This window comes from Clostridium sp. CTA-6, assembly GCF_054768115.1.
This window is the reverse complement of the sequence record NZ_BAAAAU010000009.1, coordinates 202217-224994: the sequence shown is the minus strand read 5'-3', so window position 1 is coordinate 224994 and position 22778 is coordinate 202217. Positions and strand designations below refer to the sequence as shown.

Annotated in this window: 35 protein-coding genes and 1 pseudogene; 29 read left to right on the top strand and 7 right to left on the bottom strand. The window is 27.9% G+C overall.

Features of this window, described 5'->3' with window-relative positions; genetic code table 11:
- Positions 1-14 precede the first annotated feature (14 nt).
- Entirely contained in the window at positions 15-1745 is a 1731-nt protein-coding gene (locus tag ACYUDJ_RS15555) for an Eco57I restriction-modification methylase domain-containing protein (protein ID WP_003483638.1), read from the top strand.
- A gap of 232 nt (positions 1746-1977) precedes the next feature.
- On the opposite strand, the gene speE is transcribed toward ACYUDJ_RS15555, so the two are convergent.
- Positions 1978-2805, bottom strand: coding sequence for a polyamine aminopropyltransferase (speE, locus tag ACYUDJ_RS15550; protein ID WP_042384324.1), 828 nt, complete (start codon positions 2803-2805; stop codon positions 1978-1980).
- 245 nt (positions 2806-3050) lie between these two features.
- Here speE and spoIIAA point away from each other — a divergent pair, with 245 nt between their 5' ends.
- From spoIIAA to spoVAE, 6 genes are all read left to right on the top strand, one after another.
- On the top strand, positions 3051-3386 hold the full coding sequence (gene spoIIAA, locus ACYUDJ_RS15545; RefSeq protein ID WP_003483642.1) for an anti-sigma F factor antagonist: 336 nt from the start codon (positions 3051-3053) through the stop codon (positions 3384-3386).
- Positions 3387-3402: 16 nt separating this feature from the next.
- A complete protein-coding gene (spoIIAB, locus tag ACYUDJ_RS15540) occupies positions 3403-3825 on the top strand; it encodes an anti-sigma F factor (protein WP_003483644.1) in 423 nt (140 codons plus the stop codon).
- A gap of 18 nt (positions 3826-3843) precedes the next feature.
- Entirely contained in the window at positions 3844-4599 is a 756-nt protein-coding gene (sigF, locus tag ACYUDJ_RS15535) for an RNA polymerase sporulation sigma factor SigF (protein ID WP_003483646.1), read from the top strand.
- Between the two features lie 196 nt (positions 4600-4795).
- Entirely contained in the window at positions 4796-5251 is a 456-nt protein-coding gene (gene spoVAC / locus ACYUDJ_RS15530) for a stage V sporulation protein AC (RefSeq protein WP_003483648.1), read from the top strand.
- Positions 5252-5273: 22 nt separating this feature from the next.
- A complete protein-coding gene (gene spoVAD / locus ACYUDJ_RS15525; protein ID WP_003483650.1) occupies positions 5274-6281 on the top strand; it encodes a stage V sporulation protein AD in 1008 nt (335 codons plus the stop codon).
- Positions 6282-6295: 14 nt separating this feature from the next.
- A complete protein-coding gene (spoVAE, locus tag ACYUDJ_RS15520; RefSeq protein ID WP_003483652.1) occupies positions 6296-6652 on the top strand; it encodes a stage V sporulation protein AE in 357 nt (118 codons plus the stop codon).
- A 28-nt stretch (positions 6653-6680) separates the two neighbouring features.
- Here spoVAE and ACYUDJ_RS15515 read toward each other — a convergent pair whose 3' ends face one another.
- A complete protein-coding gene (locus ACYUDJ_RS15515; RefSeq protein WP_460289657.1) occupies positions 6681-9182 on the bottom strand; it encodes a transglycosylase domain-containing protein in 2502 nt (833 codons plus the stop codon).
- A gap of 198 nt (positions 9183-9380) precedes the next feature.
- On the opposite strand from ACYUDJ_RS15515, the gene yunB reads away from it, so the two are divergent.
- Positions 9381-10007, top strand: coding sequence for a sporulation protein YunB (gene yunB / locus ACYUDJ_RS15510; RefSeq protein WP_257411382.1), 627 nt, complete (start codon positions 9381-9383; stop codon positions 10005-10007).
- 36 nt (positions 10008-10043) lie between these two features.
- On the opposite strand, the gene hpt is transcribed toward yunB, so the two are convergent.
- From hpt to ACYUDJ_RS15490, 4 genes are all read right to left on the bottom strand, one after another.
- The gene (gene hpt, locus ACYUDJ_RS15505; protein ID WP_042384329.1) at positions 10044-10568 is read right to left on the bottom strand and encodes a hypoxanthine phosphoribosyltransferase; all 525 of its coding nucleotides are present in this window, start codon (positions 10566-10568) and stop codon (positions 10044-10046) included.
- 125 nt (positions 10569-10693) lie between these two features.
- Positions 10694-11773, bottom strand: coding sequence for a site-specific integrase (locus ACYUDJ_RS15500; RefSeq protein WP_043032372.1), 1080 nt, complete (start codon positions 11771-11773; stop codon positions 10694-10696).
- 12 nt (positions 11774-11785) lie between these two features.
- On the bottom strand, positions 11786-12247 hold the full coding sequence (locus ACYUDJ_RS15495) for an ImmA/IrrE family metallo-endopeptidase (RefSeq protein ID WP_043032371.1): 462 nt from the start codon (positions 12245-12247) through the stop codon (positions 11786-11788).
- Positions 12248-12265: 18 nt separating this feature from the next.
- Positions 12266-12679, bottom strand: a complete 414-nt coding sequence (locus ACYUDJ_RS15490; RefSeq protein ID WP_242844825.1) for a helix-turn-helix domain-containing protein — start codon at positions 12677-12679, stop codon at positions 12266-12268.
- Positions 12680-12881: 202 nt separating this feature from the next.
- On the opposite strand from ACYUDJ_RS15490, the gene ACYUDJ_RS15485 reads away from it, so the two are divergent.
- The 4 genes and pseudogenes from ACYUDJ_RS15485 to ACYUDJ_RS15470 all read left to right on the top strand — a co-directional run bounded on the left by ACYUDJ_RS15485 (position 12882) and on the right by ACYUDJ_RS15470 (position 14383).
- A complete protein-coding gene (locus ACYUDJ_RS15485; protein WP_043032369.1) occupies positions 12882-13103 on the top strand; it encodes a helix-turn-helix transcriptional regulator in 222 nt (73 codons plus the stop codon).
- A gap of 23 nt (positions 13104-13126) precedes the next feature.
- The gene (locus tag ACYUDJ_RS15480; RefSeq protein ID WP_012721326.1) at positions 13127-13417 is read left to right on the top strand and encodes a MerR family transcriptional regulator; all 291 of its coding nucleotides are present in this window, start codon (positions 13127-13129) and stop codon (positions 13415-13417) included.
- Between the two features lie 11 nt (positions 13418-13428).
- A pseudogene (locus ACYUDJ_RS15475) lies at positions 13429-14193 on the top strand (ORF6C domain-containing protein).
- Between the two features lie 13 nt (positions 14194-14206).
- On the top strand, positions 14207-14383 hold the full coding sequence (locus ACYUDJ_RS15470; protein WP_158001842.1) for a hypothetical protein: 177 nt from the start codon (positions 14207-14209) through the stop codon (positions 14381-14383).
- Here ACYUDJ_RS15470 and ACYUDJ_RS15465 read toward each other — a convergent pair.
- Positions 14372-14863, bottom strand: a complete 492-nt coding sequence (locus ACYUDJ_RS15465) for a DUF2321 domain-containing protein (protein WP_043032368.1) — start codon at positions 14861-14863, stop codon at positions 14372-14374. The two genes, ACYUDJ_RS15470 and ACYUDJ_RS15465, sit on opposite strands and share 12 nt — an antisense overlap.
- 64 nt (positions 14864-14927) lie before the next feature.
- On the opposite strand from ACYUDJ_RS15465, the gene ACYUDJ_RS15460 reads away from it, so the two are divergent.
- The 17 genes from ACYUDJ_RS15460 (at position 14928) to ACYUDJ_RS15380 (ending at position 22640) form a co-directional block, all read left to right on the top strand.
- On the top strand, positions 14928-15197 hold the full coding sequence (locus ACYUDJ_RS15460) for a hypothetical protein (protein WP_043032367.1): 270 nt from the start codon (positions 14928-14930) through the stop codon (positions 15195-15197).
- 1 nt (position 15198) lies between these two features.
- Positions 15199-15381 carry a hypothetical protein gene (locus ACYUDJ_RS15455; RefSeq protein WP_043032366.1) on the top strand — a complete coding sequence of 61 codons (183 nt, stop codon included), beginning with the start codon at positions 15199-15201 and terminating at the stop codon, positions 15379-15381.
- 13 nt (positions 15382-15394) lie between these two features.
- Positions 15395-15598 carry a hypothetical protein gene (locus ACYUDJ_RS15450; RefSeq protein ID WP_043032365.1) on the top strand — a complete coding sequence of 68 codons (204 nt, stop codon included), beginning with the start codon at positions 15395-15397 and terminating at the stop codon, positions 15596-15598.
- Between the two features lie 95 nt (positions 15599-15693).
- Positions 15694-16527: a phage replisome organizer N-terminal domain-containing protein gene (locus tag ACYUDJ_RS15445; protein WP_043032364.1), complete on the top strand. Its 834-nt coding sequence runs from the start codon at positions 15694-15696 to the stop codon at positions 16525-16527.
- Positions 16528-17070: a replicative helicase loader/inhibitor gene (locus ACYUDJ_RS15440; protein WP_043032362.1), complete on the top strand. Its 543-nt coding sequence runs from the start codon at positions 16528-16530 to the stop codon at positions 17068-17070. It abuts the gene before it with no gap.
- Positions 17070-17438, top strand: coding sequence for a MazG nucleotide pyrophosphohydrolase domain-containing protein (locus ACYUDJ_RS15435; RefSeq protein WP_043032360.1), 369 nt, complete (start codon positions 17070-17072; stop codon positions 17436-17438). Before ACYUDJ_RS15440 ends, ACYUDJ_RS15435 begins: the two co-directional genes overlap by 1 nt.
- 69 nt (positions 17439-17507) lie before the next feature.
- Positions 17508-18227 carry a hypothetical protein gene (locus tag ACYUDJ_RS15430; RefSeq protein ID WP_043032357.1) on the top strand — a complete coding sequence of 240 codons (720 nt, stop codon included), beginning with the start codon at positions 17508-17510 and terminating at the stop codon, positions 18225-18227.
- A 19-nt stretch (positions 18228-18246) separates the two neighbouring features.
- Positions 18247-18978, top strand: coding sequence for a DUF2786 domain-containing protein (locus tag ACYUDJ_RS15425; protein ID WP_243249034.1), 732 nt, complete (start codon positions 18247-18249; stop codon positions 18976-18978).
- Between the two features lie 72 nt (positions 18979-19050).
- Positions 19051-19482, top strand: a complete 432-nt coding sequence (locus ACYUDJ_RS15420) for a hypothetical protein (protein WP_043032355.1) — start codon at positions 19051-19053, stop codon at positions 19480-19482.
- Positions 19483-19594: 112 nt separating this feature from the next.
- Positions 19595-20311 carry a hypothetical protein gene (locus tag ACYUDJ_RS15415; protein ID WP_043032354.1) on the top strand — a complete coding sequence of 239 codons (717 nt, stop codon included), beginning with the start codon at positions 19595-19597 and terminating at the stop codon, positions 20309-20311.
- Positions 20308-20493 carry a hypothetical protein gene (locus ACYUDJ_RS15410; RefSeq protein WP_043032352.1) on the top strand — a complete coding sequence of 62 codons (186 nt, stop codon included), beginning with the start codon at positions 20308-20310 and terminating at the stop codon, positions 20491-20493. Before ACYUDJ_RS15415 ends, ACYUDJ_RS15410 begins: the two co-directional genes overlap by 4 nt.
- A complete protein-coding gene (locus ACYUDJ_RS15405; protein ID WP_043032350.1) occupies positions 20480-20629 on the top strand; it encodes a hypothetical protein in 150 nt (49 codons plus the stop codon). The genes ACYUDJ_RS15410 and ACYUDJ_RS15405 overlap by 14 nt, the downstream gene beginning before the upstream one ends.
- Before the next feature lie 11 nt (positions 20630-20640).
- Positions 20641-20811: a hypothetical protein gene (locus tag ACYUDJ_RS15400; RefSeq protein WP_187648972.1), complete on the top strand. Its 171-nt coding sequence runs from the start codon at positions 20641-20643 to the stop codon at positions 20809-20811.
- Positions 20801-21187 (top strand): hypothetical protein, encoded by a 387-nt coding sequence (locus ACYUDJ_RS15395; protein WP_043032348.1) that lies wholly within the window; start codon positions 20801-20803, stop codon positions 21185-21187. The genes ACYUDJ_RS15400 and ACYUDJ_RS15395 overlap by 11 nt, the downstream gene beginning before the upstream one ends.
- Before the next feature lie 267 nt (positions 21188-21454).
- Positions 21455-21757, top strand: coding sequence for a hypothetical protein (locus tag ACYUDJ_RS15390; protein ID WP_043032347.1), 303 nt, complete (start codon positions 21455-21457; stop codon positions 21755-21757).
- Between the two features lie 64 nt (positions 21758-21821).
- Positions 21822-22034, top strand: a complete 213-nt coding sequence (locus ACYUDJ_RS15385) for a hypothetical protein (RefSeq protein ID WP_043032346.1) — start codon at positions 21822-21824, stop codon at positions 22032-22034.
- Positions 22035-22640 (top strand): tyrosine-type recombinase/integrase, encoded by a 606-nt coding sequence (locus tag ACYUDJ_RS15380; RefSeq protein ID WP_043032343.1) that lies wholly within the window; start codon positions 22035-22037, stop codon positions 22638-22640. It abuts the gene before it with no gap.
- The last annotated feature ends 138 nt before the right edge of the window (positions 22641-22778 follow it).

Here is a 22778-nt window from a genome sequence, read left to right as displayed (position 1 = left end):
TTGTGGTGAGTAATATGAATGCATTTAAAGATAATATCGAAAAAATTTTTAATATATTAATATCTCCTATAAATAGTATTTACAAATATGAAGCTATTAATAACTTTAAACGTAAGTTATCTATTGGTAAATATGAGAATATATCCTTAAAATATTATGAAATTATAAAAGGAAAAAAGGAAACTGGAGTTATATACACTCCACAAGAAATTTCTAATTATATGATAGAAAATACCATAAGTAAAAAGGATATAATAAATAATCCATTTATAAAAATATTAGACCCTTCTTGTGGTTGTGGAAATATTTTGATTCCTTGTTTTTTTTATTTAAAAAATATATTTAATGAAAATTTACAAGAGATAAATAAAAAGAATAATATAAATTTAAAAGAACAATATATAAACCAGCATATATTAGATAATAATTTATATGGTTTTGATATTGATTCAATAGCTATAAAAATATTGATAATAGATTTGTTTTATTTAACAGGATATTATAACAATAACAATTTTAAGAAAAAGGATTTTTTAATAGAAGATATAAATAATAATTTTGATGTATATATAGGGAATCCACCTTATGTTGGACATAAATCTGTAGATAAAGAATATTCAATGTTATTAAAAGAGAAATATGGAGAGATATATAAGGATAAAGGAGATATATCTTATTGTTTTTTTATTAATGCACTAAATTATTCTAACATAAATAGTAAAATAACTTTTATAACATCACGATATTTTATGGAGTCTAAAAGTGGGTATAATTTAAGGAAATACTTAAAAGAAAATTGCAATGTATATAAGATATTAGATTTTTATGGTATAAGACCTTTTAAAGGGGCAGGTATAGACCCGGCTATAATATTTATAGATAGAAGTATTAGTAATAAAGTAGAAATTATAAAGCCTTGTAGATGTGAAAAAGTAAAAATGGGCTTATTTTTTAAATATGAAGATAAATACGAAAAGTTTTATGTACATAGCTCCGAACTAAAACAAGATGGATGGGTTTTAATAGATGATGTTAGTAGAGATATAATAAATAAAATAGAGAAAAAGACTTATAAAACTTTAGGGGAAACATGTACAAGTTATCAAGGTATTATTACGGGATGCGATAAGGCTTTTATAGTTGATGAAAATACTATAGAAAAGGAAAATTTAGAAAAAAGCATAATAAAGCCTTGGATAAAAAGCAGTTATATAAATAGAGCAAGAATTAATTTTAGAGATAGCTTTATAATATATTCGGATTTAATAGAAAATGTAGATAAATATCCTAATATAATAAAGCACATTGAAAAATATAAGGATAAGTTAGAAAATAGGCGAGAATGTAAGAAAAAGGTGAGAAAGTGGTATGAATTGCAGTGGGGAAGAAATTTCAACATATTTGAAGAAAAAAAAATAATATTTCCCTATAAGGCTAGTAAAAATAAGTTTTATTTAGATAAAAAAGGAACATATTTTAGTGCAGATATATATGCTTTAACTATAAATAAAGAAGAGACCATAGATTATAATAGTTTATTGATTATTTTAAACAGTGATATATATGAGTTTTATTTTAAAACTTTTGGTAAAAAATTAGGTGGTAGTTTATATGAGTATTATCCTAATACATTAATGAAATTAAAAATACCAATGATTAAGATAAATAAAGAAGAGGATTTATATAAATATTTTAATTTAAATGATAATGAAATAAAATTTATGCAAAATAAGTTGTTAATTTAAGTGAAAAGTCATTTGAAAGATATCCATAATATATACTTTTTAAAAAAGGGATATGAATATAGAAATTGTATAAATGGCATGACAATTATTATTTTAAATTTATAATATAAAAAATAAATAAAAATTTATAAAACTATGTATTTTAAAATCTTTTTTATATAGATCTGATTTTATTTTCATATCCCTCTTTTTATATATTAAAGATAAAAAGTTATTATATTATAATTTTTTATTATTTTATTAAGTCTTCCACAAATTTAGGTAATACAAAAGAGGCTTTGTGTAAAGCTTTTGTATAATATTTAGTTTCTATATCTATAGTATTTGAAAGATCAGCTGTAGCTGGATCTAATTTTTTAGAACCTATGGTAAAACTCCAATATCCGCTTGGGTATGTTGGAATAGCTGCCATAAATAACTTTGTTATTGGAAATATAGTTCTCGCATCATCATAAACTTTTTTTACTACTTCTGGTAGGTAAAAAGGAGTTTCTGTTTGAGCTACAAATATTCCTTTATCAGTAAGAGCTTGATATATTTCCTTATAGAAGCTTCCACCAAACAATCCTTCAGCAGCGCCAAAAGGATCTGTAGAATCTACTATTATAATATCAAACTCATTCTTATGTTCATGTACGTATTTTATACCATCACCAATAAAAATTTCACATTTAGGATTATCTAAAGCACAGCTAATTGTAGGAAGAAATTCTTTAGAAGCTTTTATAACTTCTTCATCTATTTCGCATAATACTGCTTTTTCTACAGAGGGGTGTTTTAATACTTCTCTTATAGTACCACCATCTCCTCCACCTACAACTAATACTTTTTTTGGATTTGGATGAGTAAAAAGAGGGATATGGGTTATCATTTCATGATAAACATATTCATCTTTTTCAGTAGTTTGAACTATACCATCTAATAAAAGCATATTTCCTAGAGTTTTTGATTTTACTATGGTTAGTTCTTGAAAAGGGGTTTTTTTATTTAATAAAGTTTTTGTAAATTTATAGTGCAACACAGGATCGCTTATTTGATTTTCTTTAAGCCACATATCCATATAAATATCTCCTTTCATAACGAAAATTTTAAATAATCAAAATAATCAAATAACATTATAACAATGTGTTCTAGAATAATCAACATAAAAAAAATTTACTTGAAATTTAGGAGAAATATGAATAAAAGTATTAAATATGGACAATACTAAAAAGGAGATATAAAGAAAAAAGAAGGAAAATTATTCCATGTGTAGAATAGTAATATTGATGATTTATAAAAAAACATGAAATTGGGGGGAATAGTATGTATCTAAAATTTGATAAAAAAGCAGACAAACTTATAGTAACTATGACAGGAGAATTAGATCATCATAGTGCAGAAGAAGTTAGAAATATAATTGACGATAGATTAGATAGAGAAAATTTAAATAAATTAATATTAGATTTTAGTAAAGTTAACTTTATGGATAGTTCAGGTATAGGAGTAGTTATAGGAAGATATAAAAAATTATCATTGAGGAATGGAAAGGTATGTTTAACTAATGTACAAGAAGCAGTAAGAAGAGTATTTGAACTTTCAGGTATGTTTAAAATAGTAAATCTTTATGACAGTGTGGATGAAGCCGTAGAGAACTTATAATGGGGGGATTTATAAGATGTATGAAAACAAAATGAAAATAGAATTTTTAAGTAAGTCAGAAAATGAAAGTTTTGCTAGAGTATCAGTAGCGGCTTTTATATCACAGTTAGATCCTACAATAGATGAAATAACAGATGTTAAAACAGCTGTATCAGAGGCAGTTACTAATTCAATAATACATGGATATGAAAATAGCAAAAAGGGACTGGTATGTATTGAAAGTGAAATAAAAGGAAGAGAAGTTACAGTAATAATTTCAGATAATGGCGATGGCATAGATAATATAGAATTGGCTAGACAACCATTATATACATCAAGACCAGACTTAGAAAGATCAGGTATGGGATTTACGGTTATGGAAACATTCATGGATAGTCTTCAAGTTCATTCAGAAAAGGGGAAGGGAACCAAAATAATTATGAAAAAGGTTTTTAAATAATTAAGTTAGGTGAATAATATGAATAGTGAAAAGGTAATCATGGAAACTAAAAGTTTTGAAGACAACATGGAACTTATGGAAGAGGCAAGATCCGGAAACAAACAAGCTTTAGATAAATTAGTAGAAGTAAATTTACCCTTAGTTTCAGCAATAAGTAAAAAATTTTTAAATAGAGGATATGAATATGATGATATATTTCAAATAGGATGTATAGGTTTAGTAAAGGCTATAAATAATTTCGAAACAAAGTATAATGTGAAATTTTCAACCTATGCAGTTCCTATGATAATGGGAGAAATAAAGAGATTCTTAAGGGATGACGGAATAATAAAAGTAAGTAGAAGTATAAAAACAGCGGCAAAAAAATTACATTATGATAAAGAAAAGCTTTGTAAAGAATTAAATAGAGAACCTACTATAGAAGAATTATCACAGTTTTCAGGATATACTGTAGATGAAATATTAATGGCCACAGAGTCATCAAGTTCCCCTCAATATTTATATGATGTTATACATCAAGATGATGGAGCACCAGTTTTACTTATTGATAAAATAAGTGAAAATACAGAGGAAGATAATAAGATTATAGATAATATAGCATTAAAAGAGGCTCTCAAAAATTTAGATATTAAGTCAAGGCAAATAATAATACTAAGATACTTTAAAGATAAAACTCAAATAGAAGTAGCTAAACAACTAGGAATAAGTCAAGTACAAGTATCAAGAATAGAAAAAAAAGTATTAAAATTAATGAAAGAAAAACTTACTGTATAAAAACCATATTTTCATATGGTTTTTTATTTTTGTATAAAATTATACTTTTTCAAATTTATTAATTTCATTAATAAATAATTTTATTTTTCAGGTAAAAAGGGTAAATTAAATAATATTTTTTCAGTAAATTTTTGAGTAAAAATTTATATATTGTAAACACTATAAGTAATAAAATTTTGTTTAGGAGAGTGAAGTTATGGCATTAAATGAAAAAAAATTAAGAAAAGATTTTGATGATTTATCTCCTAAAGTAGAGCCAAAACCACAAATTTTTAAACATTGTGTAAGTGCTTTTATAGTAGGAGGTCTTATATGTGATGTAGGGCAGTTCTTTAATAATTTTTTTTTGAGTATGGGAATTCCAAAAGATGAAGTAGGAACTTATGTATCTATAGTAATGGTATTTATAGGTGCATTTTTAACAGGTATAGGAGTATATGATAAAATAGCTAAATTTGCTGGAGCAGGAACTGTAGTTCCTATAACTGGATTTTCAAACTCTATTGTATCCCCAGCTATGGAATTTAAAAAAGAAGGATATGTTTTTGGTGTGGCAGCCAAAATGTTTGTTATAGCTGGACCAGTTTTAGTTTATGGTATAAGCTCTTCAGTTATAGTAGGAATAATATACTTTATAATGAGTAAACTTTAATTTAGAATTGGAGGAGTTTACAATGAATAAAAAAATTGGCATGCAAACTTTAAAATTAGATAGTAAACCTAAAATAATAGGTACTACTAGTATAGTTGGTCCTAAAGAGGGAGAGGGGCCTTTAAAAGATTATTTTGATGTAGTATTACAAGATGATTTATTCAATCAGGAAAGCTTTGAGAAGGCAGAAAGTGCAATGTTATCTACTGCTATCTCAGATGTTATAAAAAAGTGCAATTTAAAGGATAAAGATATAGATATGTTATGTGCTGGAGATCTATTAAATCAAACTATATCTTCAAGTTTTGCAGCAAGAAATTTAGATATACCTTTTATAGGATTATATGGAGCTTGTTCTACAATGACAGAATCATTGAGTGTAGCATCTATGTTAATGGATGGAGAATTTGCAAATTATGCTGTAGCAGCTACTTCTTCACATTTCTCAGCAGCGGAAAGACAATTTAGATTTCCATTAGAATATGGAGCACAAAGAGCTCCAACTTCACAGTGGACAGTTACTGGAGCAGGTGCTATGGTTTTGGGTAAAGAAGGAAATTATCCTCATATAAGTTATGTTACTATAGGCAAAGTAAAAGACTATGGAGTTACAAATGCAGATAATATGGGTGCATCCATGGTGCCTGCAGCAGTATCCACTATATATCAACATTTTAAGGATACAGGAAGAACTCCAAAAGATTATGATATTATTGCAACAGGCGATTTAGGTAAAGTTGGTAGAGAATTAACAGAAAAACTTTTATTAAAACATGGATATAATATGAAAGATGTATATGTAGACTGTGGAGAAATAATATTTGACAATGAAAAACAGGATACTGAGGCTGGTGGAAGTGGATGTGGATGTTCTGCGGTGGTAGGTTGTGGATACATATATAAAAATATATTAAGTGGAAAATTTAAGAGAGCTTTACTAGTTTCTACAGGCGCATTGATGAGTACTACATCATCACAACAGGGAGAGAGTATACCAGGAATTGCCCATGCGGTTGCTATAGAAAGATAAAGGGAGGGATATTTATGGGTTATTTAAGTGCTTTCATAGTAGGTGGAATAATTTGTGTTATAGCCCAAATATTAATGGACACTACTCAATTGACTCCTGCAAGAATTTTAGTGAGTTTTGTTACGTTAGGTGTTATATTAGGAGCCTTAAATATATATGGTTATATTATAGATATAGGAGGAGCAGGAGCTACAATACCGCTACCAGGCTTTGGATATACATTAGCTAAAGCTACTATAAAAGAAGTTAAAGCTAAAGGATTAATAGGTGCTTTCACAGGAGGAATAAAAGGCGGCGCAGGAGGAATAACTGCGGCCATTGTATTTGGATATATAATGTCCTTAATATTTAATCCTAAAACAAAAGAATAAAAACTCCTAAAAGGAGTTTTTATTCTTTTTATCGTTTATTTTTATTCTTTTTGTCTTCTTGGTTTTGATCTGAATTATTTTCAGGAGGTTTAGTATTGTTATTGTTGTTGCTATTGTTATTATTTGAATTAGGTTTATCTGATGCGGTATTCTTATCTTTATCCTTATTTTTATCTTTATTCTTGTCTTTATCTTTATTCTTGTCTTTATCTTTATCTTTATCTTTAATATTAGGGTTGTTTTTTTCAACAGTAGGTGGTAAGCTTACTCCTTCATCTATAGAATAAGGGAGAACCCACTGTTGATCTAAAAGTTCTACACCAGGAGAGTAATCTCTTTTTAAGAATACCCTAGATTCTACAAGGAATGAAGGGGTAAATTTACTTGCTAATTTACCAGTTAATTTATTTATTTGAGTTTCTACATGTATATCATCATATTCTGTTGGAATAGTTCCATTTATAAAAAATTCATTATATACTGTACTTCCTCTAGGATCTCTATAAGAGAGTTGGGTTGGAAGTTTACCAGAAATTCTATCTACATTAGCAGTTACAACACTAGCTGGTTTTTGAACTTGTTTATAGGGAAGATTAACATGGAACTCTTTCATAATATCCCCCCAAAGTTTAGCAGCAGTGCTACTATATACTCCATTTACTGTAGAGGAATTGTCATTACCTATCCAAACCGCAGCAGAATAGTAAGGAGTTAATCCACAGAACCATAAATTTTTCATATCACTAGATGTACCGGTTTTACCTCTAACCTCCATATTACCAAAATTAGCTTGAGGTCCAGTACCACCTTCACTTACAGGACCTTGAAGCATATCATAAGTTATAAAAGCAGCTTCCTGTGAAAGAACTTTCTTTGTATGAGTTTTAGGTTCTAAAATAATTTTACCTGTTCTATCTACTACTTTTGTATATAACTTTGCTTCTGTATAGGTTCCATTATTGCCAAATACTCCATAGGCTTGAGCCATTATTAAAGGATTAGTTCCTTTATGTAATTCTCCTAAGGATAGAGCTGCTATACTAGTCCTATCATGTTGATCTATAGGAATTCCAAATTTTTCAGCATATTGTATACTAGTATTTAGTCCTATTTTATCTACAAGTTTTACAGCTATTACGTTTATAGAGTGCATTAAGGCCTCTCTTACATTTACATATCCATAATAAATATTAGGAGTATTTCTAGGGTTATAAGGTGCTCCAGAGCTATATTTACGTCCTATATTATCTGGAATTGGGGAATCTTCAAATCCAGTAGCCGCAGTGGCCTTTTTACTATCTATAGCAGCACTATATACTGTAAGAGGTTTAATACTAGAACCAGCAGGCCTTAGATAGTTATAAGAAGCTGCTCTGTTATAAGATCTAGCAGGTTGATTACCTCTACCTCCAATTATAGTTTTTACTTCACCATTATGATAGTCCATTATTACAGCAGAGGCTTGAGGATATATAATACCATTACTTTTATAAGAATTTAAATAATAGGCATTATTTATTGTATTTTGAGTTTTATCTTGTAAATTTTTATTCATGGTAGTGTATATTTTTAAGCCACCATTAACTAAAAGATTATGAATTTGTTTGTCATCATATTTATATTGAGCTTTTAAATCTTTTTTTACTTGCTCAATAGCAGGAATAGAGAACCATTCATAGTCTAACTTATTGTTAGGAGCAGATGGTTTAGCAAAGGCAAGTTTTTTACTATCTAAATCCTTTAAAGCTTTATTATAATCATTTTGAGTAATATATCCATTGTCTAACATTTTATATAAAACAGTTTTTGTTCTATTTAAATAAATAGAAGGGTTTTTCTTAGCAACAGATGAATAGGGATAGTAAACTGATGGACTTTGAGGTACTCCAGCAATAAAAGCACATTCTATTAAAGATAGATCTTTTACACTTTTATTAAAATACTGTTTTGATGCTGCCTCTACTCCTAAAGCATTTCCACCTAAAAATATACTATTCATATAGGCACCTAAAATTTGATCCTTTGATAGTTCTTTTTCTAGTTGTATAGATAAGTACATTTCCTGAACTTTTCTTTTAATAGAAACTTCAGAGGATAAAACTGTATTTTTTATTAACTGTTGAGTTAGAGTAGAGGCTCCCTGAAGCTTGGAACTTCCTTTTATTTTATTAGTTACATTAATTAATATGACACCAGTAAATCTTTTTATGTCAACTCCACTATGTTTATAAAATCTTTCATCTTCTATACTTACAAATGCATTTTTTAAATTTTGGGGTACATTTTTATAATCAACTACAATTCTTTGTTCGTTAGTTATAACTTTATCCATATATTGACCTTTATCATCATAAAGTATAGAGGGCTCATCAAAAGTGAGAACTTGCTGTACATTTAGTGGAGGAGCTGTTTTTATCATAGCAAACACAATCCCCCCAAAGGCTACTCCAGCTATTAAGAAAATACTTAAAAAGACATTAAGTATTATTTTAAAGGCGCTAGATTTGCGCTTTTTTTTCTTTTTTCCCATATATATTTGTCCTCCTTAGTTAGGGTAAAATAAAACATTATTTTTAATATTATAACACATATTGAATTACTTATGAATAAATAGAAAAAATCCTAATTATTATTTAAGAATGAATAAATTATTACTATCTAAAGTAAAAATATAATATATAAGAAATAGGAGGATAGGATTATAAAAAATAAAAAGATTAGGATTATAATTATATTAATATTTTTTATTTTATTTTTGAATGCTTTTCTATATGTCTTTGATAGAGCGGTTACCCCTAGTATGCTGGATATGGCAGAAGGGGAGATTAGGATAAAAATAACAGAAATAATAAACAAGGCTATAATAAATGAATATTCTAAAAATTTTAATTATGATGATATAATAAATATAGAAAAAGATGTTAATGGAGATATAACTTTATTAAAAGCAGATACTTTAAAAATGAACAAAATTGCCTGTGATGTTTCTTTAGAATCACAAAAAGAACTTAAAAAATTAGAAAATATGGGCATAACTTTTCCTGCGGGATATGTATTGAAAAATAATTTCCTTGCTTATTACGGTCCTAATATAAGAGTTAAAATAGAACCTATAGGATATATAGAAACTAAATATCTATCCAACTTTAATAGTGCAGGAATAAATCAAACAAGACACACTATTTCCGTTCAAGTTAAGAGTAAAGTTAAGATTATTTTACCTATGAAAACTAAGGAAATAGAAGTTAAAAATCAGGTGCCAATCTGTGAAACTATTATAGTAGGTAATACACCAAATACTGCTATTGATATGAAACTAGAAGATGCAGGCTTTAAATTAAATAGTAAAAATTAAATAAAAATGTAAAGCCTACAAGGCTTTACATTTTTATTATTCTTCCCAATTAAAAACATAAGGTATATTTCTATAATAATCTCCATAATTTAAACCATAGCCAACCACAAATACATCTGGGATGGTAAAGCATGAATAATCAGGCGTTAAATCTACTTTTCTTCTTTCAGGTTTATCAAGAAGAACACAGGATTTTACAGAATTAGCACCAAGAGATTTTACGTGATTCATAACAAATTCCATAGTTATTCCTGTATCAACTATATCATCTACAATAATAACATCGTAGCCTGTGATGTCATCAGGAATATCATTTACTATTTTAACATTCCCACAGGATTGTTCTTCATGACCATAACTAGAAGTAGTCATAAATCCTATTTTTGTAGGTACGTCTATTTCTCTTACAATATCTGCAGCAAATATAAAACTCCCTCTTAAAAGAGATAATATGTATAAGTTTTTATTTTTATAATCTTTTGAAATTTTTTCTCCAATCTCTGCAACTTTTCCTGCTATTTCTTCTTTACTTATTAATATGTTTCTGTTTTTTCCTTCCATGATAATCCTCCAATACATACATACATTATGTATATTTACAATATTGTTTTTATATTATGAAAAAATGCTCATAACCTTTTAAAATCGGGGCTTCTTAAAAATCGTCAAAAATTTTCGTCAAAAAACTAAAAAATACTTTCTACTATGCCAGTGGCCTTTTTGATCATATCATCATTAACATGGGAGTAAGTTTTCATAGTTTGATCTACTGAGTGACCTAAAAACTGAGCAGCTGTTTTAAAATCAACTCCATTGGCAATTAATTTTGTAGCATAAGTATGTCTTAATTCATGCACGGTAATATTAACTCCTTTTAATTTGATTAATCTATTTATACAGATGCTGACACTATCCGTATTACCAAAGTTAAAAAGTCTACTATTTATATTAACAACTTTTTTATCTTTTTTCAATTCAGATAAAGTTTTTTTTGAAATAGGTACCTTTCGATAGGAATTTTTACTCTTAAGTGATCCATATCCATACTCAGTTTCTTCAATCTGTTTCCATTGTTTATTTATATTTAAAGTATTATTAACTTCATCTATATCTTTCCACGTAAGCCCTAATATTTCGCCAAGTCTTAACCCACATTTTAAAGCTAATAATATTATTAAGTAGTATTTTTTATGTCTTTTATTATTTTTAAATGACTCCAATAAATAATGTTCTTCTTCCAGGGTTAAAGCTCTTTTATCTGTGTCTTGCTTAGATTTATTATATTTTAATTTTTTAGTTGGTAAACTAGAAATTATTTCATATTCATCCATGGCAGCTTTAAAAATAGTATTTAATTTTCTTATATAGTCTTGAATAGTATTAGGGTTCAATCCTTCACGTGTAATATTGTCTACAATCGCTTGTAAGTCAAGAATGGTTATTTTCTCCATTGGTTTATTATCTATAGCTGAGAAACGATTTATGACAGTTTTAAAGGCAAGTATAGTATTAGTGGTTCTATGTAACTCTAAATGATCTAAATACTTTGTGGTAAAAGTTTTAAATGTCATTCCTAATAAAGCGGGATCTACATTGTTTTTTACTATTTTTTTAAGCTCTTTCAGCATTTCATCCATGGCAGTTTGTGCATCTTGCCTTTTCTTAAAACCTTGTTTACTTTTAGTTTTCCACTTATTGCCTACCTTATAAGTTATTATGCATTGATAACCTTTATCTTTTTTTCTTATAAGCGTAGAATATTGCAAGGTAACACCTCCTTAAAATTTTTTCATTATTCCAAAATTAGGTTCGAAGTATATTATATAATTATCTATTTCAAATAAAACTCCATATTTCTCTTTATAATGTTGTATAGATAATTCTAAAAAATCTTCTGTAACCTCTAAATACTCAGCCATTTCATAACGATTTTTAGTACCGGCATTGAAAGCATTAATAATGTCAATAATACCAATTAATTTTTCATACCCCCAATTTCTTGCTCTTTTTTCTTGTTTTAAATTAGATATATTAGAATTATCTAGTATATTACCACTTGAAGTATAATGATGACCTAGTTCTTCTGCAAGAATACATCGTTTTTCTTTTAATGTCTCTATGTTTTTATTTAATGCTATTACATTATCTCCATATAGACCTTTGCATTTACCATTAAATTTCATTTCAACAACTTCTACCCCTTGGCTTTCAGCTTCATATAAAAGTTTATTATACGTCATATGAACCCTCCATTTTGTCTATTTTTTCTTTTTGGATATTATAAATTTTATGAAATTCTCTATATCTTCTACATCCTCATCTGTAAATTCTTCCCCTTCAAAATGTGCAGCCAAAGTTTTAATTTTATTTTCTTGTTTCTCAGTAACTTCTTCAATCCCATATTTTTCAGTAGCTTCTTTTACCATGTTGTGTATTTTTTTTACAGAATCGAGTGTCATATCCAATTTTTCTTCTGTGTTAAGCAAAAAGTCAGTTGAAACACTAAAAAATTCTGCTATTTTAATTAATACTTCATAACTGGGCTTCCTGGCATTAGTCTCATACATTCCTACCATAGAAGTAGTAACTCCTATGTTTTTCCCTAATTCTTCTTGTGTTATATTTTTACTTTTTCTTAATTTCTTTATTTTATCTCCTAACAAAATAATCACCTCAAATATATTATTATCACTATTAGTATTATAACCTGTAGTTGTAATAATATCAATACAACTAATAGTGATAATTAGAGCTATAAGAAGTAATGTAAAGAAAATAGCACTTAATTTCTCACTAATGGTTATAATTCCATTTGATTCCTATAACTGTTAGTTGTAATATATACATAAAGCAAACTGAAACGAGGTGATAGATTTGGCAAACCACATTACAACTCTACGGAAGAAAGCTGGATTTGATACAGCCAAAGAAGCTGCAAAGGCTTTAAATATAAGTAATGGAATGATGTATCAGATGGAAGGTGGATATAAGACCCCAGGTTCACAGTTAGCAATTAAAATGTCCAAGCAGTTTAATTGTACATTAGAAGATATTTTTTTACCTTTTAATACAACTAAGAGTTGTATTAGATTATAAAAGGATGAAAGGTTGAGATTAGAATGGACAAACTTTTAACTAAAAAGGAGTTAGCTGAAAGATGGCAGGTTGCAGAAAAAACGATTGATAACTGGAGGGAAAATGGCGTTTTAACGCCGTGCAGTGGTATACCAGCTATAAGATTTAGCTTACAACATATAGCAGAGTTAGAAGGAACTAAAGTAGAAAAATTTTCTCCAATAGAAAGAAGAAGGCTTGAAATAGAAAATGAAAAGCTAAAGCAAGAAAATGAAAAGTTAAAAGGAATATTAGCAAATGTTTTATCTGAAGTATCTAAGATTATTAATTCATAGGAGGTAACAAGATGAAAAAGATAAATCTGGCTATAGAAAATGGACAACCTGTAATAACAGAAATAAAACCAGTAGAAGTTAATGGGAAAAGAGTTTTGACAACAGAGCAACTAGCAGAGATATATCAAACAGATATAAATAACATACAAGTTAATTTTAAAAATCATAAAGGTAAATTTACAGAAGGAAAACATTTTTATTTTTTACAAGGTGAGAAATTAAAAGAATTTAAGAACCATCTTAATAATATTCAGTTGGTTGGTAAAAGGGCAGCAAGTTTATATCTATGGACAGAAAGGGGAGCCAATAGACATTGTAAAATCCTTGATACAGACAAAGCTTGGGAACAATTCGGCAACTTAGAGGAAACTTACTTTAGAGTTAAAGAAATGGGTCCATATAAAGGACTATCCCCAGAACTTAAAGCAGTTTTTGTATTAGATAAGAAAACACAATAAATAGAAGCAAAAGTAAACAACCTAGAAAGTAATATGCCTTTATTTAATGTGGAATGTAAAGAACTACAAGCACTGGTTAGAAAAGCAGGTATAAGAGTTCTAGGAGGTTATAGAACACCTGCATATAAAGATAATTCTCTAAGAGGTAAAATTTATGCAGATATACAAGGGCAGTTAAAAAGACAGTTCGAGGTTAGTAGATATGAAGCAATAAAAAGGATGCAATTAGAAACCGCAAAAGAGATATTAGAAAATTATACAGTTCCTATATATCTTGAGGACCAGATAATAAATGCTAATAATCAATTAAGTTTTTAGGAGGGTGGTAACAGTGAAATGCCCAAAGTGTAAGAAGGAAACCAATGGTATTAATTTTTGTATGCAATGTGGAGCTAAATTAAATAAAACATGTAAAGAGTGCTGGATAAAGAATAGGCAGCCATATAACTGTGGTTTTGAAAAATGTCCAGGCTATAAGCTACCTATTATTGAAAAATTAAAGTCCTAAAGATTTTTTTATAGTTTCAGAAGTTACATCTACAAATATATCTCTTATACCTTCAGCAGTATATGTAGCAGCTTTACCTAAGAATTTCTTAAATCTAACTACAGCAACTTTAGTCTTAGGCGTAGGAGATTCAACTAGTAAATCTGGAAGAGATTCAGAAAATTGTTGTTTTTCAATTTCACTTAAATTTTCGTCTTCATTTATTAATAATCTTGCTGATTCTAGTGCAGATTTAGTCCAAGGATATGGTTGACCACAATTATAACAATAAGCTGGCGTAGTATGCATTGTTGAACCAAGATAACATACAGTATCAGATTCATAATCACCACGAATATTAGCACTACAATTTGGACAAGATATTATAGTTTTAGAACCACATTTAGTGCAAAATTTTTCACGAAACTGAGGAGTTGTATCATAGCTATCAGTTACAATATGACCGTTTAAACATATTTGAGCAATGCGATAAGAACCCATTAAAACACCCCCTTTCAACAAAATTTTACCACAAAGGGGACAAACAGTAAAAGGAGGATTACAAATGAATAAAAAAATAAGAACAACAGATTTAAATTTAAATGTTTCTACAGGAACAATACTTTATGTGGATATAGATATTTTTAGATTTATATATGATTCAGAAACATATTTTTTAATAATTCAGATTCTTGATAATGAGGATTATGAATTCTATGAATCAGTTTGCATGATTAATTTACCAGAAAGTGAAACTATTTTAAGCCATAATGATTTAAAAATATTTGCACTAAATTGGATATTTAAAAATGTTGAGGTAGTAAAGGAGATTTAAAATGTTGAGAAAGTTATTAAAAGAAAGGGGAATCAATCTAACAAAAGAAGAATTTGCAATAGTTGCTGAAATTACAACAGATGATATTAAATTTAACAGGATTAGTTTTAAAAAACGTACAAGCTTAGATTATGTTTTAGACATTGCAATAAGAAGTGCAAGTATTTTTAAAAGGTGTGCATAGGAAGGAGAGGACTATGAGAGATAAAGAGATCTATATAAGAAATGTACAAGCTATAGGAATAGAAAAGTTTACTAGATTTTGTGTAGAGCAATTTAGTTGCCCAGAACAGATTGATTTTGAATTGTGTAGGTATATTAACAGTGATAGTAGTTGCTTTGAATGTTGGAAAAATTATATAGAGAAAAAAATAGCTCCCTGCCAGGAGCCTAATAATTAAATAAAAAATCGTTAAGTACAGTTTATAAGAAATTGAAGTATTTGTAAAGTTTAAATGACATACTAGAATTTCTACAGAGTTAGGAGGTTCAAAGATTGAGTGACAATAAAAAATATTATTATCTAAGAATTAAAGAAAATTTTTATGATACAGAAGATATAAAGATTTTACAAAGCATGGACAATGGGTATTTATACTCAGACATATTAATGAAATTATATTTAAAATCACTTAAAAATGAAGGAAGGTTAATGTTTAAAGAACATATTCCATACAACCCTAAGATGGTTGCTACAGTAACAGGACATAACATTGCGATAGTAGAAAAGGCTATAAAAGTATTTATAGAGTTAGGATTAATAGAAATATTGGATAATGGAGCTATTTATATGCTAGATATACAAAACTTTATAGGTAAGAGTAGTTCAGAGGGAGATAGAAAAAGAGCATATAGAAAGAAAATAGAAATGGAAAAACAAAATTTATTACCAAAAGGACAAATGTCTGACGAACGTCCACCAGAGATAGAGTTAGAGAAAGAGATAGATATAGAGTTAGATATAGAGAAAGATACAGAGTTAGAGAAAAAGAAAAAAAAGAAAGGAAGTAAGAAAGAAGGTACTAAGAAAACTTACAATACAATAATTGATGAATATACAGAAAATGAAGAATTAAAAAATACTATATTAGAATTTATAAAAATGAGAACTCTAATAAAATCTAAAATGACAAATAATGCATTAGACTTAATGCTTAAAAACCTAGATAAATTATCTAATGATGATGATATAAAAATAAAAATATTAGAACAATCAATAATGAACAGTTGGAAAGGTGTATTCCCATTGAAGCAAGAATCCATAAAACAAAATTCAAGTAATACTGATTCAAGCAACGTATTTTTAGATATGTTAAATGGGGGTGTGTAAATGACACTAGAAGAAACTATAAAAATATTAAGCATTATAAAAGCGGCATACCCACAATGGGCCAAGGACTTAAAAGCTAGTGATGCTAAAATGATGGTGACTTTATGGAATGATATGTTACAAGACTATGAATATAATTTAGTTCAAGTTGCAATTAAGAAGGTTATAGCAACTAATAAGTTTCCTCCAAGTGTGGCTGAAGTAATAGAATCTATAAATTATATAACTAGTGGTGGAAAATCAGAAATGACAGAGATTGAAGCGTGGGGACTAGTACGGAAGGCTATTAAAAATTCTGCTTATAATGCTGAAGAAGAATTTAATAAGTTGCCTGAAAAGATACAACAGGCGATAGGTAGTCATAATATATTGCATAATTGGAGCCAGGAAACTGTAGATGGTATAGAAAAGGTAATCGGTTCTAATTTTATGAGAAGTTATAAGGCTACTGTAATAAGAAAGAAAGAAGAAAAACAGTTACCATCATCAATTAAAAAAATGTTAGGTAATGTAGGCCAAAAAATGATTGAGGGGGATAAGTAATGGAAATAAATGAGTTAGTAGAAAAGGCACATAGAAATGCTAAAAGTCATGGCTTTTGGGAAGATTGGGAAAGAATCGAACAGCTAGAAAATATGGCAATAAATATTTCAAAAGATGGAGAAAAACAAGTAAAAATAGATAAATGCAATGCTATAGCTACTAGATTAATGCTAATAGTAAGTGAAGCAAGTGAAGCATTAGAAGGCATTAGAAAAGATGATAGAGAGAATTTTAAAGAAGAGTTAGCAGATATAGTAATAAGAGTTGCAGATTTAGCTGGAGGTTTGGATATAGACTTAGATGAAGAAATCAAAAAGAAAATGAAAAAGAATAGAAATAGAACATATAAACATGGTAAAGCATTTTAAGGGATATAAGAATAGTTAGGAATATGAAATAAAAATGTGAATTTAAAAAATGAAAGTGAGGAAGTTAATATGAATAATTTAGAAAATAGTATAAAGGATTGTATTACAAAGGAGATTGAAAAAGGGATTATAGAAAAAGTAATTGCAGAACAATTAGAAAAGTGTATTGAAAAATCAATAAGTGATATGTTTAGTTGGGGTGGAGATGTAAAAAAGGTTGTAGAAGAAAAAGTAAAATCAGTTATGATTCCATATTTAGAAAATTATGATTATTCACAATACATTGTTAAGCTGGATAGTGTATTAACTGATGTATTAAAAAGTAGCACCTTAGAAAATAGAAATTTACTTGAAAATTTTAAGAATTTAATGGTAAGTGAAGATGGTTCAAGAGAGGTAAAAATAAGCGATATTTTCTCAGAGTGGAATGAATATTGTAAGTCCGAAATTGATAATGATGAATTAGATTTTGATTGCGGTGGTGCATATATTACTACAAGTTTTGATGTTGAAGAAGTTAGTGAAACATGGAGCAGTTATAAAACATTTATGGTTAGATTTGAATGTGAAGAAGATGAAAAGTTAAAATTTGAATTTAGCATACATGCATGGAAACCAGAAGAAGGTAGTAAATATACTAGTCAATATATGAAAACTACAGATTTAAGAAGTTTAAGATATTTAAATGATTTTGAAATACTTATGATGAGAATAAGTGAAGGTTATGAAAATATAATCTTAGATAGTGAAGGGGATAGTGAAGATGTATTTATAGAATATGAAGAATAATACACAATTTGAAATTATTGTGTACTATTTGAAAGGAGAAAGTATGGATATAAAGGTTGTTGAGAAGATAAAAAAACTCTTAGCTCTAAGTGAAAGCAGTAATGAACATGAAGCTAAAGTTTCATTGCTTAAAGCTCAAGAATTACTTGCCAAACACAAACTTTCTTTAAAGGAAGTTAAAGAATTTAAGATATATAATAATTCAATTAAAGAGAAAGTAAGTACAGTATCATTTACTAAGGCTAAATGGAAAGCTAAATTAGCCAGGGTAATAGCTGATAATTTTGGGTGCTACTATTATTTCAAAACAAGAAGGTCTCATACAATTGCATTTTTCGGAAGAGAAGAAGACACACTTGTATGCAATATAGTATTAGAGTATGCGGTAGACTGTATCAACAGCTCGGTAAGAAAATTAAGATATCGATATTCAAGAGATGGCTATAGTACCAAAGGCCTTGAAAATGACTATGCATTAGGTTTTATTAAAGGGTTAAACAAAATGTTTGAAGAACAAAAGAGATCCAATCAAGAGTGGGGGTTAGTCCTCGTTAAGGATGCAGAAGTAGTTGAAGCACATGAAAATATAAAGTTTAAAGGCTCCGTAGATACAAAAACTCAATTTGAAGGGTATTCAGAGGTTTATGATCAAGGATATAAAGACGGAGAAGATTTTAGTATTTCAGATAAAATTGCCGAAGGGGAAACTGAAGAACAATTAGCTTTAGCTTCAGGCAAAATAAACATCTAAAGTCACAATACAAATATAAGGTTTAGGAATGAAATAAATGAAAGAGAATCTAATAAATAATAGGAGGCCAATATGAATAATAATTTTAGAAAATTATTAAATGGAAATTGTATCGAAAAAACATTTCATTTAAAAAACAGAATAATGGAACGCATAAAAATTGGAGAATATGAGTTATCTATTCAAGCTTCAAAATTTCATTATTGTACACCAAGAGAGACAATTACTGATTTATATAAATATAAAGAAATGGAAGTAGCAATATTTAATAAGGATGCATGGGTCGATTTAGAAGAAAATATCTTTTTTAATAACTGGAAACATAGAAATAAATTTTTACAGTTATATGATGGAATGGTTGCAGGGTATGTACCTATCGATATAATACAGAGCCTTTACAACTATATAAAAGATAATATGAATAAAAAGCAAATTAAATATAAAAAACGAGTTATAAATAGACAGAAGCTATATGAAAAAAGAAAGAAATTAGGAAGACTATAAATTATAATTTGAGAAATAAAAGTAAATAGGTGTAAGGATTGAAATGTATATTCTTGCACCTTAACTGTACTAGTGTATTAGAACTATATAACATTAAGAAAGGGTGTTATAAGTGGCTAAAAAACAGATAGACAATGTCTTGATTGATGGTCAGGTAAGTATCTGGGATATAGATAAAAATATTAAGAAAAGTAATGATAAACCAGTTATAAAATTAGAAAATAAAGAAATAAAAATAAATAATATTGAGCAAGGCAAAATCATAGCAAAGTATAAAACATATGAGAATTTAAATAGAATAATAGGATATGTTGGTGGAGCTTTAGGGATTGAAATTAAATATAAAGATAGATTTGAAACAATTTATGTAAATAAAAAAGGTGAAGAAGAATTTGTAATTAAGAAAAAATCAAGTGTTCTGCCTTGGGATAAGATTATTTATTTCAGAGAAGATTTAAAAATAAATAACATACAGAAAGAAAAAATAAAGAAAATAAAAGGACAGGCTATAAAAAGACCGGGAGACGAAAATATAATTTTTAATCAAGGCAATAAAGTAATAAGTGTCATAGAAAATGGATGGGTATTAGAGTATGACAACATAAAGATAGCAGAGCTAGAAAAGTATAAAAAAATAAATGCAGATAGTATGGATCAAGATTTTAAAAAAACTTTAAAGCTAGGTAATATAGTTGAAACAGAATATAAAGATGAAATTATACAGGGAAAAGTAGTTCACATTTATAATAATGGATACACTTGCAACATAATTGAGGGAAATAGATATATACCTATTCCTATATGTGGAATTAGGCAGGTGATAGCTTGAGTTGGATAGATGAAATATTAGATAGAGCATTAGAGAATGTTAAAAAGGATTTAAAAGAAAAAGACAAGCATTTAAAAAGATATAAAAAAAGAGTTAAGAATAGAAACAGCTTATATAAGAAAAGGATGAAACTAGGCAGGATAAAAAGAAAAGTAAGAGGTGGTAATCATGGAGGAAAATAAAAAAAGATTCATGGAGTATGCAAATTTAAGATTAAGGCAAAAAGAATATAGGAAAAGATTATTATATGCAGATATTACAGACTTAAGGGTTAAGAGTATTGAGAAATCAAGGGGGAGGAAAAAAGGACAGTTCTAGGAGGGAGTATTGTGTTAAATAAAATATTTGGAGCTATTGCAATATTAACTTTTACATGGCTAGTGGCATTTAAGAAGATAGATAAAGAAGAAAATTCAATGTGTAAATTTAATTGTGAATATTGTAGTGAGAGTGATGTTTGTGGCATAAAGAAAGGAGCAACAAAGAACTATGATGAATAAAAAGATTTATGAGAGATATAAAAAGAATGTAGAGAATGATTTAAGAAATTATCCATATTGGTTGTTAGCCATAGAAACTCCAGGTCTAGGTTCTCCAAATAGGTGGGGACAAATAAAGCAGAATGGATATTCTCATACAAGCACTGTAGAAGAAGATATGTTAAGGGACATGGAAAAGAGTTGGAAGGTTGATGTAATAACTAAAGTATTAGGACAGATAGATCCTACAAGTAAAAAAATAATTGAAGAGTGGTATTTTAGAGATATTATGACAAGAGAAGAAATACAAGAGAGCTTAAGTTTAGATAAAAATAAGTTTTATTATTTTAGGAATAGGACTTTAAAAAAATTTATGGCAGCTTTAAATTATATTTAATAAATAAAAAGTTAGAAAAAATCAAGAAAAATTAAAGAAAAAATTAATGCAACAAAAGGAAAGATAATATATTATATGATATAAGGGTTAAAAGCCCACGCAGGGGTTTTATCGTACAATAAGGCAACTGCAAAAATAAACATATTGTGTATGTACTAAAAGCACTTAGCCAGAGTAGTTATTGTATGTAACTACTGGCTAGGCGTTTTTTACATAGAACTCCTTAATAGGATTCTTATTTTTAGTATGTAAAGGAGGGAAATAACTATGGAAGTATATTGTAATAAGTGTAATAAAGATTTTGAAATAAAAGCTAAAGAGAAAAAATATGCAGATGGTATAGTAGAACTCTATTTTAAATGTCCATATTGTAAAGAAAGATATACATCATTTTTTACTGATAAAAATATAAGACAAAAACAAAAGAAGGTCAGAAAATTATATGAACAATATGGTAAAGAAACAGACGAACATAAAATCATAGAATTACTTAAGCAAATAGATGAACTTAAAGCGGAGATAGGTAATGATATGAATAAGTTAAAGAATAGAATGTTAGGCGCTCAATAGAGTGCTTTTTTTATTCAATTATTAAGTTTCCAATGATATATACCTTATGTAAATGTGAAAGGGGGTGCTAAGTATGTATACAAGTTATAAATGTATCTGTTGCAATAAAGAATTTGTTTTATTAACAGAAGAATTAGAAAAAATAAAAGGATACTTAGTATGTCCTTATTGCAGCAGTAGGAAAGTTAAAAAACAAAAAATAACAGACAATTTAAAAGAATGCATGAGACATAGTAGTTATAAGAAAATTAAGGGAACAATAAGGCAGGTGAGATAGTTGGGGATAAAAAGGCCTGCTAAACCAATTACTAGTACAACTAAAGTATTAGATATACAAGACTATCTCAGATATAAAAACGAAAGAGATTATGTATTGTTTATACTAGGAATTACAACAGGGTATAGAGCAGGTGACTTGGTCAAATTAAAGGTTAGAGATATTAAAGAAGCTTTAAAGAGAAATGAATTTACAATTTATGAAGGAAAGAAAATGAATTGTAAAAACATAAAAGAAAGAAACAAAAAGCCGAGATCAGTTGAAGTACTTCCTAAGCTCGCTAAAATATTAAAAGGCTGGATTAAAAATAAAAAAGATTATGAATATGTATTTCAATCTAGAAAAGGCATTAATCAGCATATAGGAGTACAAGCAGTAAGCAATATATTAAAAGAGGCAGGAGAATATTTCGATCTAAATGATATAACTGCACATAGTATGAGAAAGACGTATGCATATAAAATATACATGGAAAGTGATAAGAATATAGTTGCAGTTAAAGAGTTATTAGGTCATAGAAGTATAGAAGAAACTAAAAAGTATATAGGATTAGATAAAGAAAAATATCATCAGTATTCAAAATCATTAGAGGAATATATTAGATGATATTTTATTTTTTTTATTAGTCAATGTTTAAAAAATTATATAGTAAGTATTGAAGGTATAAAATTAAGTGCATATATTAGAAGTTAATTTTTAAAATGAATGTGCTATTCACATATATAATTAAACATTCGGATAGAT

Excerpts from the sequence above, each read along its gene's own strand:
- ACYUDJ_RS15555 (WP_003483638.1), top strand. The coding sequence starts at position 15 with ATGAATGCATTTAAAGATAATATCGAAAAAATTTTTAATATATTAATA.
- speE (WP_042384324.1), bottom strand. The coding sequence starts at position 2,805 with ATGGATATGTGGCTTAAAGAAAATCAAATAAGCGATCCTGTGTTGCAC.
- spoIIAA (WP_003483642.1), top strand. The coding sequence starts at position 3,051 with ATGTATCTAAAATTTGATAAAAAAGCAGACAAACTTATAGTAACTATG.
- spoIIAB (WP_003483644.1), top strand. The coding sequence starts at position 3,403 with ATGTATGAAAACAAAATGAAAATAGAATTTTTAAGTAAGTCAGAAAAT.
- sigF (WP_003483646.1), top strand. The coding sequence starts at position 3,844 with ATGAATAGTGAAAAGGTAATCATGGAAACTAAAAGTTTTGAAGACAAC.
- spoVAC (WP_003483648.1), top strand. The coding sequence starts at position 4,796 with ATGGCATTAAATGAAAAAAAATTAAGAAAAGATTTTGATGATTTATCT.
- spoVAD (WP_003483650.1), top strand. The coding sequence starts at position 5,274 with ATGAATAAAAAAATTGGCATGCAAACTTTAAAATTAGATAGTAAACCT.
- spoVAE (WP_003483652.1), top strand. The coding sequence starts at position 6,296 with ATGGGTTATTTAAGTGCTTTCATAGTAGGTGGAATAATTTGTGTTATA.
- ACYUDJ_RS15515 (WP_460289657.1), bottom strand. The coding sequence starts at position 9,182 with ATGGGAAAAAAGAAAAAAAAGCGCAAATCTAGCGCCTTTAAAATAATA.
- hpt (WP_042384329.1), bottom strand. The coding sequence starts at position 10,568 with ATGGAAGGAAAAAACAGAAACATATTAATAAGTAAAGAAGAAATAGCA.
- ACYUDJ_RS15495 (WP_043032371.1), bottom strand. The coding sequence starts at position 12,247 with ATGACGTATAATAAACTTTTATATGAAGCTGAAAGCCAAGGGGTAGAA.
- ACYUDJ_RS15480 (WP_012721326.1), top strand. The coding sequence starts at position 13,127 with ATGGACAAACTTTTAACTAAAAAGGAGTTAGCTGAAAGATGGCAGGTT.
- ACYUDJ_RS15465 (WP_043032368.1), bottom strand. The coding sequence starts at position 14,863 with ATGGGTTCTTATCGCATTGCTCAAATATGTTTAAACGGTCATATTGTA.
- ACYUDJ_RS15460 (WP_043032367.1), top strand. The coding sequence starts at position 14,928 with ATGAATAAAAAAATAAGAACAACAGATTTAAATTTAAATGTTTCTACA.
- ACYUDJ_RS15455 (WP_043032366.1), top strand. The coding sequence starts at position 15,199 with ATGTTGAGAAAGTTATTAAAAGAAAGGGGAATCAATCTAACAAAAGAA.
- ACYUDJ_RS15450 (WP_043032365.1), top strand. The coding sequence starts at position 15,395 with ATGAGAGATAAAGAGATCTATATAAGAAATGTACAAGCTATAGGAATA.
- ACYUDJ_RS15440 (WP_043032362.1), top strand. The coding sequence starts at position 16,528 with ATGACACTAGAAGAAACTATAAAAATATTAAGCATTATAAAAGCGGCA.
- ACYUDJ_RS15435 (WP_043032360.1), top strand. The coding sequence starts at position 17,070 with ATGGAAATAAATGAGTTAGTAGAAAAGGCACATAGAAATGCTAAAAGT.
- ACYUDJ_RS15430 (WP_043032357.1), top strand. The coding sequence starts at position 17,508 with ATGAATAATTTAGAAAATAGTATAAAGGATTGTATTACAAAGGAGATT.
- ACYUDJ_RS15420 (WP_043032355.1), top strand. The coding sequence starts at position 19,051 with ATGAATAATAATTTTAGAAAATTATTAAATGGAAATTGTATCGAAAAA.
- ACYUDJ_RS15405 (WP_043032350.1), top strand. The coding sequence starts at position 20,480 with ATGGAGGAAAATAAAAAAAGATTCATGGAGTATGCAAATTTAAGATTA.
- ACYUDJ_RS15395 (WP_043032348.1), top strand. The coding sequence starts at position 20,801 with ATGATGAATAAAAAGATTTATGAGAGATATAAAAAGAATGTAGAGAAT.
- ACYUDJ_RS15390 (WP_043032347.1), top strand. The coding sequence starts at position 21,455 with ATGGAAGTATATTGTAATAAGTGTAATAAAGATTTTGAAATAAAAGCT.